This is a genomic window from Bradyrhizobium sp. 191 (assembly GCF_023100985.1).
Classification (GTDB): Bacteria; Pseudomonadota; Alphaproteobacteria; order Rhizobiales; family Xanthobacteraceae; genus Bradyrhizobium; species Bradyrhizobium diversitatis.
This window is the reverse complement of sequence record NZ_CP064692.1, coordinates 116,552-130,715: the sequence shown is the minus strand read 5'-3', so window position 1 is coordinate 130,715 and position 14,164 is coordinate 116,552. Positions and strand designations below refer to the sequence as shown.

The 14,164-nt window shown below is 64.2% G+C and carries 14 protein-coding genes; 8 read left to right on the top strand and 6 right to left on the bottom strand.

What is annotated here, in order from left to right; all coding sequences use genetic code 11:
- Positions 1-2: 2 nt before the first annotated feature.
- Together IVB23_RS00605 and IVB23_RS00600 are read left to right on the top strand one after the other, a co-directional pair.
- Positions 3-1,166, top strand: coding sequence for a PepSY-associated TM helix domain-containing protein (locus IVB23_RS00605; protein WP_247802197.1), 1,164 nt, complete (start codon positions 3-5; stop codon positions 1,164-1,166).
- A complete protein-coding gene (locus IVB23_RS00600; RefSeq protein ID WP_028180870.1) occupies positions 1,163-1,357 on the top strand; it encodes a hypothetical protein in 195 nt (64 codons plus the stop codon). Before IVB23_RS00605 ends, IVB23_RS00600 begins: the two co-directional genes overlap by 4 nt.
- Positions 1,358-1,447: 90 nt before the next feature.
- Here the strand turns inward: IVB23_RS00600 and gyrA are convergent, their stop codons facing one another.
- Together gyrA and IVB23_RS00590 are read right to left on the bottom strand one after the other, a co-directional pair.
- A complete protein-coding gene (gene gyrA, locus IVB23_RS00595) occupies positions 1,448-4,186 on the bottom strand; it encodes a DNA gyrase subunit A (RefSeq protein ID WP_247802196.1) in 2,739 nt (912 codons plus the stop codon).
- Between the two features lie 190 nt (positions 4,187-4,376).
- A complete protein-coding gene (locus IVB23_RS00590; RefSeq protein ID WP_197966355.1) occupies positions 4,377-4,775 on the bottom strand; it encodes a DUF2306 domain-containing protein in 399 nt (132 codons plus the stop codon).
- Between the two features lie 286 nt (positions 4,776-5,061).
- Between IVB23_RS00590 and IVB23_RS00585 the strand changes: the two genes are divergently transcribed.
- Positions 5,062-5,409 (top strand): low molecular weight protein tyrosine phosphatase family protein, encoded by a 348-nt coding sequence (locus tag IVB23_RS00585; RefSeq protein WP_247804719.1) that lies wholly within the window; start codon positions 5,062-5,064, stop codon positions 5,407-5,409.
- Positions 5,410-5,518: 109 nt separating this feature from the next.
- On the opposite strand, the gene IVB23_RS00580 is transcribed toward IVB23_RS00585, so the two are convergent.
- Entirely contained in the window at positions 5,519-6,013 is a 495-nt protein-coding gene (locus tag IVB23_RS00580; protein ID WP_061881761.1) for a single-stranded DNA-binding protein, read from the bottom strand.
- A gap of 439 nt (positions 6,014-6,452) precedes the next feature.
- On the opposite strand from IVB23_RS00580, the gene IVB23_RS00575 reads away from it, so the two are divergent.
- The 4 genes from IVB23_RS00575 (at position 6,453) to IVB23_RS00560 (ending at position 11,778) form a co-directional block, all read left to right on the top strand.
- Positions 6,453-7,220, top strand: a complete 768-nt coding sequence (locus IVB23_RS00575; RefSeq protein WP_247802195.1) for an outer membrane beta-barrel protein — start codon at positions 6,453-6,455, stop codon at positions 7,218-7,220.
- 241 nt (positions 7,221-7,461) lie between these two features.
- Complete coding sequence (locus tag IVB23_RS00570; RefSeq protein ID WP_061881858.1) at positions 7,462-8,145, top strand: outer membrane protein; 684 nt, start codon at positions 7,462-7,464, stop codon at positions 8,143-8,145.
- A 273-nt stretch (positions 8,146-8,418) separates the two neighbouring features.
- The gene (gene uvrA, locus IVB23_RS00565; protein ID WP_247802194.1) at positions 8,419-11,400 is read left to right on the top strand and encodes an excinuclease ABC subunit UvrA; all 2,982 of its coding nucleotides are present in this window, start codon (positions 8,419-8,421) and stop codon (positions 11,398-11,400) included.
- 48 nt (positions 11,401-11,448) lie between these two features.
- Positions 11,449-11,778 carry a hypothetical protein gene (locus tag IVB23_RS00560; protein ID WP_247802193.1) on the top strand — a complete coding sequence of 110 codons (330 nt, stop codon included), beginning with the start codon at positions 11,449-11,451 and terminating at the stop codon, positions 11,776-11,778.
- Here IVB23_RS00560 and IVB23_RS39315 read toward each other — a convergent pair.
- Both IVB23_RS39315 and IVB23_RS00555 read right to left on the bottom strand, forming a co-directional pair.
- Positions 11,775-11,900, bottom strand: a complete 126-nt coding sequence (locus IVB23_RS39315) for a hypothetical protein (RefSeq protein ID WP_256469056.1) — start codon at positions 11,898-11,900, stop codon at positions 11,775-11,777. The genes IVB23_RS00560 and IVB23_RS39315 overlap by 4 nt on opposite strands.
- A gap of 212 nt (positions 11,901-12,112) precedes the next feature.
- A complete protein-coding gene (locus IVB23_RS00555; RefSeq protein ID WP_197966361.1) occupies positions 12,113-12,340 on the bottom strand; it encodes a DUF433 domain-containing protein in 228 nt (75 codons plus the stop codon).
- A gap of 97 nt (positions 12,341-12,437) precedes the next feature.
- Between IVB23_RS00555 and IVB23_RS00550 the strand changes: the two genes are divergently transcribed.
- Positions 12,438-13,079: an HAD-IA family hydrolase gene (locus IVB23_RS00550; RefSeq protein WP_247802192.1), complete on the top strand. Its 642-nt coding sequence runs from the start codon at positions 12,438-12,440 to the stop codon at positions 13,077-13,079.
- 130 nt (positions 13,080-13,209) lie between these two features.
- Here the strand turns inward: IVB23_RS00550 and IVB23_RS00545 are convergent, their stop codons facing one another.
- Entirely contained in the window at positions 13,210-14,163 is a 954-nt protein-coding gene (locus tag IVB23_RS00545; RefSeq protein WP_247802191.1) for a cytochrome D1 domain-containing protein, read from the bottom strand.
- Position 14,164 lies beyond the last annotated feature (1 nt).

Genomic DNA, 14,164 nt, shown 5'->3' with positions numbered 1-14,164 from the left:
GAATGACGGCACAGTCAGTCAAATGGTGGTCACTGGTCCACAAATGGACCAGCCTGATCTGCACGCTGTTCCTGCTGATGTTGTGCATCACCGGGCTGCCTCTGATCTTTCATGACGAGATCGACGACCTCTTCAAGTCGGAGGCCTCAGCCCGGAATCTCCCGGCGGATACTCCGCAAGCTCCGCTAAGCCGGCTGATCGACGCCGCCAAAGCGCGCTATCCGCAGCGTTACCTTCAAGTGCTCGGCTGGGACGATGACCGTGCCAACGTCGTCAACGTGTTCCTCTCGAGTACGCCGGAAGCGCCCCCCGGGCAGCGCTTCCTGAAGCTATCGTTCGATTCTAGAACCGCGGAGCTGATCGGTGAGGACGCGCAGCAGGGCGGCCTGATGAGCGCGATCCGCATATTCCACCGCGACATGTTCCTGGGGTTGCCGGGTGAACTGTTTCTCGGCGTCATGGGCCTGCTGTTCGTCGTAGCGATCGTTTCCGGCATCGTGCTGTACGCGCCCTTCATGCGCCGGCTCAGCTTCGGCGCGGTGCGTCGTGCGGGCGCTCCGCGGGTCAAATGGCTCGACCTGCATAATTTGATCGGCGGGGTGGCGCTGGTGTGGCTGCTCGCCGTCGGCATCACCGGTGTCATCAACACGATATCCTTGCCGCTGTTTTCCGCTTGGCGCGCGGAGGTGATGCCGGAGCTGATCGCGCCGCATTTGGGCAAGTCGCCGCTTGGAAAATGGGCCGACGTCGATGACGTCGCGGCGACGGCACACCGGGTGATCGACGGCAATACGCCGGCCAGCATCATCTTTCCGACGGTCGCGCGGTTCGGGACACCACGGCACTTCATCGTCTGGACCAAGGGATCGACGCCAATCACCTCGCGCCTGTTCACGCCAGCGATGCTGGACGCCGAAACTGGGCAGCTCGTCACCGCGCAGGGCCTGCCGTGGTATCTCCGGGCGTTGCAGGTGTCACGCCCGCTGCATTTCGGGGATTACGGCGGCCTGCCGCTCAAGATCATCTGGGCGCTTCTCGACATCGCCGCCATCGTCGTGCTCGCGAGCGGCGTCTATCTCTGGCTCGGCAGGCGCAAATCACCTCGGATCACCACGCGCGCGCAGGACCGGCCGCCTGCCGCAGCGACATCCGGAATTCGTCCATGACTCGCAAGCGCCACACCACGGGCGAGATCTTTCGCTGGCCGCTCCTGCTCGGAGTGCTCATCCTTGTCGGGCTGGCGTCAGCGCTGTTCGGAGACGATGGCTGGGACGCGCTGTCCTGGGCAGCACTGGCAATTCCGCTAGCCGTGCTCGGCTGGAAGGCATCGCGCCGGCCGCATCTTCCACGATCATAGGCCGGACACCGGCACGTCGCGCCATGCCGGTCCTGTCAAATCGATTGCAGCCGTCGACAGAGAACCGAGAGCTAACGGGATCTGCTTGAGCTACGAGCCGTTCCCGTTCTCGCCATTGCCGCTCTCCGCCTCTTCCGTGATGTGCTCGACCGACACCACATGCTCGTCCTCGGCGGTGTCGAACACGATCACGCCCTGGGTCGAGCGGCCGGCGATGCGGATGCCTTCGACCGGGCAGCGGATCAGCTGGCCCTTGTCGGTGACCAGCATGATCTGGTCGGCATCCTCCACCGGGAAGGAAGCCACCAGATTGCCGTTGCGGTTGTTGACGCTCATGGCGACGATGCCTTTGCCGCCGCGGCCGGTGGTGCGGTACTCGTAGGACGAGGTCCGCTTGCCGTAGCCGTTGACGGAGACCGTCAGCACGACCTGTTCGGCCGCCGACATCTCGACATAGCGCTCCTGCGGCAGCTGGAAGCTGCCGGACGTCTCCTCGGCCTCGGCATCGGCCGGAACCTCTTCCGCCACGGCTTCGCCGGCCACCGCTCGGCGCATCTTCAGGTACGCCGAGCGCTCGTCTGAGGTGGTTTCGACGTGGCGTAGGATCGCCAGCGAGATCACCTTGTCGCCCTCGGCAAGCGCGATGCCACGCACGCCCATCGAGGTTCGCCCGGTGAACACGCGCACGTCGGTGACGGGGAAGCGGATGCACTGGCCGCCGGCCGCCGTCAGCAGCACGTCGTCGCGCTCGGTGCATATCTGCACGTCGACGATCGCCTCGTTGTCGTCGAGCTTCATCGCGATGATGCCGGAGCGGCGGACGTCGACGAAGTCGGACAGCTTGTTGCGGCGGACGTTGCCGCCGGTGGTGGCAAACATCACGTCGAGATTGCCCCAGGTCGATTCATCCTCCGGCAGCGGCATGATGGTGGTGATGCGCTCGCCCTGCTCCAGCGGCAGGATATTGATCATCGCCTTGCCGCGCGCGTTCGGCGCCGCCATCGGCAGCCGCCAGACCTTTTCCTTGTAGACCTGGCCGCGCGAGGAGAAGAATAGCACCGGAGTATGGGTCGAGGCGACAAAGAGCCGGCTGACGAAATCCTCGTCGCGGGTCTGCATGCCGGAACGGCCCTTGCCGCCGCGGCGCTGGGCGCGGTAGGCCGACAGCGGCACGCGCTTGACGTAGCCGGCGTGGGAGACGGTGACGACCATGTCCTCGCGCTGGATCAGGTCCTCGTCCTCGACCTCGCCTTCCTGCTCCATGATCACGGTGCGGCGCGGCGTGGCGAACTCCGCCTTCACCTCGGCAAGCTCGGTCTTGATGATATCAAGCACGCGCTCGCGCGAGCGCAGGATGTCGAGATAATCGGCGATCTCGCTGGCGAGCTTGTCGAGCTCGTCGCGGATTTCGTCACGGCCGAGTGCGGTCAGGCGCTGAAGGCGCAGATCGAGAATAGCTCTCGCTTGTTCCATCGACAGCCGGATCGTGCCATCCGCACTCATGCGGTGACGCGGATCGTCGATCAGCGTCAGCATGTCCTCGACGTCCCGGGCCGGCCAGTCGCGCGACATCAGGGTGTCGCGGGCGGTAGTCGGGTCGGGCGAGCTCCGGATGACGCGGATCATCTCGTCGATATTGGCGACTGCGATCGCAAGACCGACCAGGATATGCGCCCGATCGCGCGCCTTGGCGAGCAGGTACTTGGTGCGCCGCGTGACGACCCGCTCACGGAAGTCGACGAAGATCGCCAGCAGGTCCTTCAGATGCATGATCCGCGGACGGCCGCTGTCGAGCGCCACCATGTTGACGCCGAAGCTCGTCTGCAGCGGCGTGAATCTATACAGCTGGTTCAGCACCACATCCGGCACGGCGTCGCGCTTCAACTCGACGACGACGCGGTAGCCTTCGCGGTCGGATTCATCGCGCAGGTCGCCGATGCCCTCGATCTTCTTTTCCTTCACCAGCTCGGCGATGCGCTCGACCATCGTCGCCTTGTTCACCTGGTACGGAATCTCGGTGATGATGAGCGCCTCGCGCTCCTTGCGGATGGTCTCGATCGCGACCTTCCCGCGCATGACGATCGAGCCGCGGCCGAGGTGATAGGCGGCGCGGATGCCCGCACGTCCGAGAATGACACCGCCGGTCGGGAAGTCAGGTCCCGGCACGATGTTGATGAGTTCGTCGATGGTGAGCGCAGGGTTGTCGATCAGAGCGACGCAGGCATCGATGACCTCGCCGAGATTGTGCGGCGGGATGTTGGTCGCCATGCCGACCGCGATGCCGCCCGCGCCATTGACGAGCAGGTTCGGGAACTTGGCCGGCAGGACCGACGGCTCGGTCTCGTTGTTGTCGTAGTTCGGCTGGAAGTCGACGGTGTCCTTGTCGATGTCGGCCAGCAGGGCCAGCGCCGCCTTCGTCAGGCGCGCCTCGGTGTAACGATAGGCAGCCGCGGGATCACCGTCGACCGAGCCGAAATTGCCCTGGCCGTCGATCAGCGGCACGCGCATCGAGAAGTCCTGCGCCATGCGGACCATGGCGTCGTAGATCGACTGGTCGCCGTGCGGATGATACTTACCGATGACGTCGCCGACCACGCGGGCGGACTTGACGTACTTCTTGTCGGGCGTGTGCCCCTGCTCGTTCATCGAGAACAGGATGCGGCGGTGCACCGGCTTCAAGCCGTCCCGGGCATCGGGCAGCGCGCGCGCCACGATCACGCTCATGGCGTAGTCGAGGTACGACTTCTTCATCTCCTCGAAGATGGAGACGGGGCGAATGTCCGAGGGTTGCGCCGGCTGGTCGCCGGGCTTGTCGTCGTCGTCAGCCAAGGGGGAATCCGGTGAGATTTTATCTGGGAATCATATAGCGCATCGCCCCCCTGATAACCACCCTTGCAAGGCCAAGGGAAGCGCTTTTTCCCTTCGTTTTTTCATGGACTTACCGGGTGCCTCGGAGATTGTTCCCGCGCCCGGTTTCAGCCCTGCTGCAGCCGCGCCAGGCGCCCGATTTGCCATCGCGCTATGGCCCGAAAACCACCGCATGCATGATCCGCCCGGGCAGGAAGGTGAACAGGCCGGCGATGACCAGGGCGCCGAAGAAGACCGAGATCATCGTGATCTTGTGGCGGCGAACCCGGTGGCTTCGCGCGGCCAAAACGCCCCACGCCAGCATCACGAGTGCGAAGATCGAGAGCAGATGGATCGGACTCCACGGACCAATCAAACGGATCTGGTGGATCCAGAACGAGCTGAGCGCAACGACAAGCATCAACCCGACCCAGACCCAGCCCAGAGCCCGGTGCGGCAGCGTTCCCTTCGGCGCGGCCAATTGGAGTATCCCGAGGGCGAACGCAGCCATGGCTGCGAAAGCGTGCAGCGGAACGGCAGGAGCAGCCTCAAAGAGCGGCGCGAGGCTCATGCGGAGAGTCCCCAGAACGGCGAACCGACCATGTGAAGAGGCTTAACATAAAGTTAATATCATTCACATCGCGTGCCGTCAAAGCGCTCAGGCAGTGCATGAAGCTAGCCCGGAAACCCGAGCTCTGCCGGCCGTTTGGTAAGAAGCTCTGTCGCATCGCGCGAAGCCTGTGTACAAGGCAAACGCTTCCGCTTGGTTCGGCACGGAACGTCGCAATTCCAGTGCCGATCGAAAGCCGTGTAAGTGGCAAGCGTTCGGCACCCGGCCCAAACTACCGATCATTCTCTTGGAGCGGTCAGGTGACCAACGTCCTTTTCTCTGCAGCGCCAACCGCCTCCGGAGCCCGACCGCAGCGCAGGTCTTTTCGACATGGCCCGGAATCGAGACCGATTCGGCCGGCCTCTCGAACGGCGCAGACGTATTGTTGTCCTCCGAACAGGTCGAATGGGCCGACATCATCTTCGTCATGGAGAAGACCCACCGCAACAAGCTGAATCGGAGATTCCGGTCCAGCCTGCATGGCAAGCGGGTCATCTGCCTCGATATTCCCGACGACTATGAATTTATGGACCCCATGCTGGTCCGGTTGCTCGAAAACGGAGCCGGCCGCTTCCTGTTCCGGACCAAGCCTTAGGACTGTCAAGGCTTCGGTTTGCAAAGCCTTTGGACTGCCGAGCCCTTGGGACTGCCGAGGCTTGGGATTGCCGAGGCTTGGGATTGCCGAGGCTTGGGATTGCAAAGCCTCAGAACGGGATATCGTCGTCCATGTCGCTGTTGCGGCCGCCGCCGGCGGCGACGGGACGGCGCGGTGCGCTGCTGACGGGACCGGAGGAGCCGAAATCGCCGCCCGGCTCGTCGCCGAAGCTGCCGCCTCCCCCGCCGCCACCGCGGCCATCGAGCATCGTCAGCGTCGAATTGAAGCCCTGGAGCACGACCTCGGTCGAGTACTTCTCGACGCCGCTCTGGTCGGTCCATTTGCGGGTCTGCAGTGCGCCCTCGATGTAAACCTTCGCGCCCTTCTTCAGATACTGTTCAGCGACCTTGCAGAGCCCTTCATTGAAGATCACGACGCGGTGCCACTCGGTCTTCTCCTTGCGCTCGCCGGTCGCCTTGTCACGCCATGTCTCGGAGGTGGCGATGCTCAAATTCGCGATCGGCCGCCCGTCCTGGGTGCGGCGGATTTCAGGATCCTTGCCGAGATTTCCAACCAGAATGACCTTGTTGACGCTTCCCGCCATCGCCGCTCTCCACTCCGAATGCCACTGAATTTCAAAAGGGCGAATCCCGCTGCCCGCGTTCCTCTGCACCCCGTTGGTGCGACCCTATACGCTTGCGGACATCGATCAGCCCGCCACCCCCAAGGTTATCCCCACATATAGCATCCCGCCCGACTATGTTCCAGATTTGTTCTTCGCGCCAAAAGCACTGAACAGATATTGGTCACACGCCGATGGCGCGGAACCCGATGGAACTTTCCCGGGTTCCCGAGAAGAAGGAAAACCGCTTAACATTCATCAAGTTGCAGCTATTTCGATCAGTGCGCGAGTGTGGCATTTCGGCGACGGACTTTGCCCTTTCCTTGGGCTATCGTTGCCTTGGAATTAATTCATATGGGCGTCGCGCCTGATCAGCCCGCTTCGGGGACTTCGAGAAGCGGGCGAAACTGGGGAGACTGCAATGAATAAGATTCTTTTTGGTGCAATCAGTGCAATGGCGTTGGGGCTGGCGGCCCCCGCAAGCGCGGCCGATCTCGCCGCCCGTCCCTACACCAAGGCTCCAGCTCCGGTTGCCACCATCTACGATTGGAGCGGCTTCTACATCGGTATCAACGGCGGTGGCGGCACAAGCCGCAAGTGCTGGGACTTCGTGACCCCGGCAACCGGCGTTCTGGTCGGCGAGGGCTGCCACAATGCGACGGGCGGCACCGTCGGTGGCCAGGTCGGCTACCGCTGGCAGTCGACGAACTGGGTGTTCGGCTTCGAGGGCCAGGGCAACTGGGCCGACTTTACCGGCGACAACATCAGCGCGGTGTCCGGCCTTCGCAACCAGTCCACGATCGACTCTTTCGGTTTGATCACGGGGCAGATCGGCTATGCCTGGAACAACGTGTTGCTCTACGTAAAGGGCGGCGCCGCCGTCGTCGGTGATCGCTATCGGACCTACGATGTGGCGACCGGCCTCGAGTTCGACCGGGCCAACGAGACCCGTTGGGGCGGCACGGTGGGCGTGGGCGTCGAGTTCGGATTCGCGCCCAACTGGTCGGTCGGCTTCGAGTACGATCACATCTTCCTCGGCCACCGCACGATCGACTTCACCGGATCCGGCAATTTTGTCGCTGCTCCGCTCGGTGCTTTCACGGCCTCCAATCGCATCGGCCAGGACGTCGATATCGGTCTCATCCGGTTGAACTATCGCTGGGGCGGCCCGATGATCGCGAGGTACTGATATCCCGCTGATATTGTTTGGAGATCAAAGGCCGGCCTCGCGCCGGCCTTTCTGTTTTGGGCGCGCACTGATCGCGGGGAAACGAGTCAGTAACCATTACCTTTTGCGTCGTTGTGGCTTTTCGGAGACACAACTTGCGGCTTTGGTGGTGTAAGCACAACCCCAGTTGGGCCGTTTGAGTCCGCTGCCCTTCCGGTCACGGAAGGCAATAACAGAAACTGGGACTGGGATTTAGTTGAAGATGAAGAAGGTTTTGTTGGCTTCGGCCTGTGTATTCGCTCTTGCGGCCCCCGCTTCGGCTGCCGATCTGGCAGCCCGCCCCTACACCAAGGCGCCTGTGCCTGTGGCCTCGGTCTACAACTGGACCGGCTTCTACCTTGGTATCGTCGGCGGCGGCGCTTGGCAGTCCGACGCCGACCCGAAAATGAAGGGCGGGTTCGTCGGCGGCACCGCCGGCTACAACTGGCAGACCGGCAACGTCGTGTTCGGCCTTGAGGCCGACGCCGCCTGGGCGGACGTCAGCGCCTCCGTCGCAGGCGTCGTTCCCGGCCTTGGTCTCGTGAACGTGAGCTCAAAGACCGAGGCGATGGGCACCGTGCGCGGCCGCATCGGCTGGGCCGTCAACAACGTCCTGTTCTACGGCACCGGTGGTTACGCCTGGATCGACAACAAGATCAGCGGCACCGCGGGCGCCTTGACCATCTCGGACAGCAAGTTCCACTCCGGCTGGACCGTCGGCGCTGGCGTCGAAGCATTCTTCGCGCCGCAGTGGTCGGTCAAAGGCGAGTACCTCTATCGCAGCCTCGGCAGCGAGACCTATTTCGGTGGCATTGGCGCCCCTGGTGACTCCGGCACGCTCAACTTCCACACCGTGCAGGTCGGCGTGAACTATCACTTCGGCGCGCCGGTGGTTGCGAAGTACTGATCACGACTGACGTCGCATCGTCACGAAAGGCCGGCCTCGCGCCGGCCTTTTTGTTTGGGCGGCACGCTCCAGCGCAGTTCCGCACGCCCGCTGCTGCCAGATGCCGCCAGCGCGCCAACAATCCGTTGACGGTTCGCAAGTCGCACTGGAAATCCGCCCCCGTTCTTCCTACGTTCGCTGCCATACCCATCGGCGCCGTTCCCGGTTCCGGGCGAAGCGCGCCTTCAACATTGGCGCGATCGCGCGTCTTTGGATTCCTTAAGGACCAGCGGGATGGACGAAGTGATCAAGGCGAAGCGCCAACAACAGAACGCGGGCTCGAGCCTGCGCGCAATTACGATCCGTGGCGCGCGCGAGCACAACCTCAAGAACATCGACGTCGAGATCCCCCGCGACAAGCTGGTGGTGTTTACGGGCCTCTCCGGCTCCGGCAAATCCTCGCTCGCCTTCGACACCATCTATGCCGAGGGCCAGCGCCGCTACGTCGAATCGCTGTCGGCCTATGCCCGCCAGTTCCTGGAGATGATGCAGAAGCCTGACGTCGACCAGATCGACGGCCTGTCGCCGGCGATCTCGATCGAGCAGAAGACGACGTCGAAGAACCCGCGCTCCACGGTGGGCACGGTGACCGAGATCTACGACTATATGCGCCTGCTCTGGGCCCGCGTCGGCGTGCCCTATTCGCCGGCCACGGGCCTGCCGATCGAGAGCCAGACCGTCTCGCAGATGGTCGACCGCGTGCTGGCGCTGCCCGAAGGCACCCGCCTCTATCTGCTCGCGCCGGTCGTGCGCGGCCGCAAGGGCGAGTATCGGAAGGAGCTCGCCGAATGGCTCAAGAAGGGCTTCCAGCGCGTCAAGATCGACGGCACCTTCCATGAGCTCAGCGAGGCGCCGACGCTGGACAAGAAATTCCCGCACGACATCGACGTCGTGGTCGACCGCATCGTGGTGCGCGCCGACATCGGCCAGCGCCTCGCCGAAAGCTTCGAGACCGCGCTGAAGCTCGCCGAGGGCCTCGCCGTGGTCGAGTTCGCCGACACGCCGGCGGCCGCGCCTGCCGAAGAGAAAGAGAAAAAGAAGACCGCGAAGATCCACGACAAGAGCGGCCCCGAGCGCATCCTGTTCTCGGAAAAGTTCGCCTGCCCGGTCTCCGGCTTCACCATCCCCGAGATCGAGCCGCGCCTGTTCTCGTTCAACAATCCCTATGGCGCCTGTCCGGCCTGCGGCGGCCTCGGCGTCGAGCAGCATGTCGACGAGGACCTCGTCATCCCCGAAAAGGACCTGACGCTGCGCAAGGGCGCGATCGCGCCCTGGGCCAAGTCGTCATCGCCCTACTACGTGCAGACGCTGACCGCGCTCGGCAAGCACTACAAGTTCACGCTCGACACCAAGTGGAAGGATCTGCCGAAGAAGACGAAAGACGCGATCCTCTACGGCTCCGGCGAGGACGAGATCAAGTTCTCCTACGAGGACGGGGTCCGCTCCTACGACACCAAGAAGCCGTTCGAGGGCGTCATCACCAACATCAACCGCCGCTATCGCGAGACCGAGAGCGAGTGGGCGCGCGAGGAGCTGGCGAAATATTTCCATGACGTCCCCTGCGAGGGCTGCAAGGGCTTTCGGCTCAAGCCCGAGGCGCTCTGCGTCAAGATCGGCGGCAAGCATATCGGCGAGATCTCGGAGCTCTCGGTCAGGAAGGCCGGCGAATGGTTCGCGGGCGTGCCCGAGACGCTGAACACGCAGCAGAACGAGATCGCCGGCCGCATCCTGAAAGAGATCCGCGAGCGCCTGACCTTCCTGCTCGACGTCGGCCTCAACTATCTCACGCTGTCCCGCTCCTCCGGCACGCTGTCAGGCGGCGAGAGCCAGCGCATCCGCCTCGCCTCGCAGATCGGCTCGGGGCTCACAGGCGTGCTCTACGTGCTGGACGAGCCTTCGATCGGCCTGCACCAGCGCGACAACGCCCGCCTGCTCGACACGCTCAAGCGGCTGCGCGACCTCGGCAACACCGTGGTCGTGGTCGAGCATGACGAGGACGCCATCCGCCTCGCCGACTACGTCCTCGACATCGGACCCGGCGCCGGCATGCATGGCGGCCACATCGTCGCCGAAGGCACGCCTGCCGAGATCATGCGCAACCCGAAATCGCTGACCGGCAAGTATCTGACCGGCGAGCTCGAGGTCGAGGTGCCGGAGCGGCGCCCGCCGAACCATCGCCGCACCATCAAGGTGGTCAACGCGCGCGGCAACAACCTCAAGAACGTCACGGCGGAGATTCCGCTCGGTCTGTTCACCTGCGTCACCGGCGTCTCCGGCGGCGGCAAGTCGACGCTGCTGATCGACACGCTCTACCGCGCCATCGCCCGCAAGCTCAACAATGCCAGCGAGGGCGCCGCCCCGCACGACCGCATCGAGGGCCTCGAGCACATCGACAAGATCATCGACATCGACCAGTCGCCGATCGGCCGCACCCCGCGTTCGAATCCGGCGACCTATACCGGCGCCTTCACGCCGATCCGCGAATGGTTCGCCGGCCTGCCCGAGGCGAAGGCGCGCGGCTATGAGCCCGGCCGCTTCTCCTTCAACGTCAAGGGCGGCCGCTGCGAGGCGTGCCAGGGCGACGGCGTCATCAAGATCGAGATGCACTTCCTGCCCGACGTCTACGTCACCTGCGACGTCTGCAAGGGCAAGCGCTACAACCGCGAGACGCTCGAAGTCCTGTTCAAGGGCAAGAGCATCGCCGACGTGCTCGACATGACCGTCGAAGAGGCCGCCGAGTTCTTCAAGGCGGTGCCTCGCGTCCGCGAGACCTTCCAGACCCTGCACCGCGTCGGCCTCGACTACATCCATGTCGGCCAGCAGGCGACGACGCTGTCGGGCGGTGAAGCCCAGCGCGTGAAGCTGGCCAAGGAGCTGTCCAAGCGCGCCACCGGCCGCACGCTCTACATCCTGGACGAGCCCACCACCGGCCTGCACTTCCACGACGTCAAGAAGCTGCTTGAGGTGCTGCACGAGCTGGTCGCGCAGGGCAACACGGTCGTCGTGATCGAGCACAATCTCGAAGTCATCAAGACCGCCGACTGGGTGATCGACTTGGGGCCCGAAGGCGGCGACGGCGGCGGCGAGATCGTCGCCTGGGGCCCGCCGGAGGACATCGCGAAAGCGCCGCGGAGCTACACGGGGAAGTTCCTGGAGCCGGTGCTGAAGAAGGCAAGGAAGCCGAAGCGGAGGAGCACGAGCGAGGCGGCGGAGTAACCCCGCTGCCTTGACCAGCCGGAATCAAGGCGAGGTGGAGGGATCTCCATGCCAAGCCGGACCTATGCGCTATTTCGGAACGCCATCCTCGCCGAACGCCAGGTGACCTGCGTCTACGAGGGGCGCCATCGCGAGCTCTGTCCGCATATCATCGGCACCAACAAGTCCGGCGAGGAGGCCGTGCTGGCCTGGCAATTTGCCGGAGAGAGCAGCGGATCGCTGCCGCAATGGCGCTGCCTGAAGCTGGCAAATGTCAGTGGTGCCCGGGCGCGGGACGGCCGCTGGTATGAAGGTGGCTCGCATCGAACCACTCAGACTTGCGTCAGCGACATCGATCTCGATATCAACGTTGACGTCCGCGGATTGCGGTCCCGCTAGCTGCCGACGAATTCAATCACCGCCTCGCCCCGCGCGACGGCTTCCGCAATTTGCGGCATGGCGCCTAGAAACCGGCGGATCAGCGTGCGATTGTCGATGTTGCCCACGCGCACCCACAGCACGATCGGTCCCCTGACTCTTCGCAACGCGGAGAAGCGAAAAGTCGCGATCCTTGGTGACGAGAACGGCCGATCGAGAAGTGGCTTCGTTCCAGATCACCCCGTCGATCGCGTTTGCCATCCCGAACTCGGCCACATGAGCCGCGTCGTATCCAGCGCGACGCAAGGCTTCTGCCAGTGCCGGAGGAAGCTGAGCATCGATCAAATAAAGCAAGCTATTTGGCCACTATGATCGGGTGGTCGACCTGACGGGCGGCATAAACAAGCACCGCGTCGATGTCGGCCTCTTCCAAATATGGATAATCCTCGAGAATGCTCTCGCGCGACTGTCCCGCGGACAGCAATTCCAGGACGTCGGCAACCGTGATGCGCAGGTCGCGAATGCACGGGCGCCCGTGCATGCGCTGCGGATCGACCGTAATCCTTGCCAGTAGGTCCGACATCTGTCACCTCTAGGAACGTCAATATAGCACCTCAAATGATATCTGTCAGCGCGTCGCGGCCAGCCTGACGCACGATCCGCTCGGCACCTCCACCTCCATGCCCTACTCCCTCGCCATCTTCGATCTCGACGGCACCCTCGCCGACAGCTTCCCGTGGTTCCTGCGCACCATCAACGACGTCGCCGATCACTTCAATTTTCGCCGTGTCGCCGATGAGGACATCGAAGAACTGCGGCATGCCTCGAGCCGCGAGATCCTCGCCCGGCTCGAAGTGCCCTTGTGGAAGCTGCCGGCGATCGCGCGGCATGCGCGGCGGTTGAAGGCGGAGGCAGCAGCTGAGATTTCTCTGTTCGCAGGCGTCGAGACGATGCTGCGGACGCTGGCTGAGAACAGCGTGCAGCTCGCGCTGGTGACCTCGGACAGCGAGGCCAATGCGCGCGAGAAGCTCGGCGAGGCTGCGTCGTTGTTTGCGCATTTCGATTGCTCTGCCTCACTGTTCGGCAAGCCCGCGAAATTCCGCCGAGTCATCCGCCGCGCGGGTGTCGAGCCCGGCAAGGTGATCGCGATCGGCGACGAGGTCCGCGACATCGAGGCGGCGCGGGCCACGGGAATTGCCTGCGGGGCCGTGTGCTGGGGCTATGCGGCACCGGCGGCGCTGCGGGCGCTGGGGCCGGATCATGTGTTCGAGCGGATGGATGAGATTGCGCCGACGCTAGCGCAGACTGGTAGGGTGGGTTAGCCTTGCAGATGCGCAAAGCGCATCTGCGCAGCGTAACCCACCACTTCTGTCTCCGCGGAATCCAAAGAGGTGGGTTACGCCTTCCGACTGCGCTTCGCGCAGCCGCAAGGCTAACCCACCCTACACACCCCTACTCCGTCCTGCGCAAGAACGCCCCGAACGCGCGCGGGCCGTCGCCGGTCTTGACCTCGCCGATCACCTTCAGCTCGGCCGCATCGATGATGCTGAGCGTGTTGCTCTCCCAGCACGCGACGATGATGCGCTTGCCGTCAGCGGTGGCGGCAATGCCCTCGGGATAGTCGCCGACATTGATGCGCTTGATCGGCTTCAGGCTCGCCAGATCGAACACGCTGACGGTGCCGCCATACTGGTCCGTGACGAAGCCGCGCCCTTGCGTGAGCGCCACCGCATAGGGGCGCATCCCGACCGGCACGCGGCCGATTTCGCGGGCCTCCGCGATATCGATGACCGAGACATCGTCGGAGCCGACATTGGCGGTGTAGGCGCGCTTGCCCTCGGCGTCGATGGTGACGCCGAAGGGACGCGTACCCACCTTGATGATCGCCTTGCGCTGGCGCGTCGCGGTGTCCACCACCGAGACGCTGTCGTCGTCGCGGTCGGCCGAGAGCAGCAGCCTGCCGTCCGGCGTCACGGCGAGGCCCGATGGCGAGGCGCCGACCGCGATGCTGGCCGTGGCGCTGCGCGAAGCCGTATCGATCACCCGCACCGCGGCGGCATACCAGTCGGCGACATAGACGGTGCGGCCGTCGGGCGCGACAGCAATGCCGAGCGGCCCGCCGCCGACCTCGATCCGCCACGCGACTTGCCGCGCGGCCGCGTCCACCACCGTGACCACCTTGGCGTCGGGACTCGTCACATAGGCAAAGCGCCCGTCCGCGCTGACGGCGACACCGGCCGGCTTGCCGCCGATCGGAATGGTCGCAACGCTGCGCGACGTCGCGAGATCGACGACCATCAAGTCTTCGCTCAGCTGGTTGGTGACGAACGCCTCCTCGGCGAACGCGCCACCAGGAGCGACGAGGCAAAGGCTGGCGGCGAACGCCGCCAGGACCAACGCCCGCACT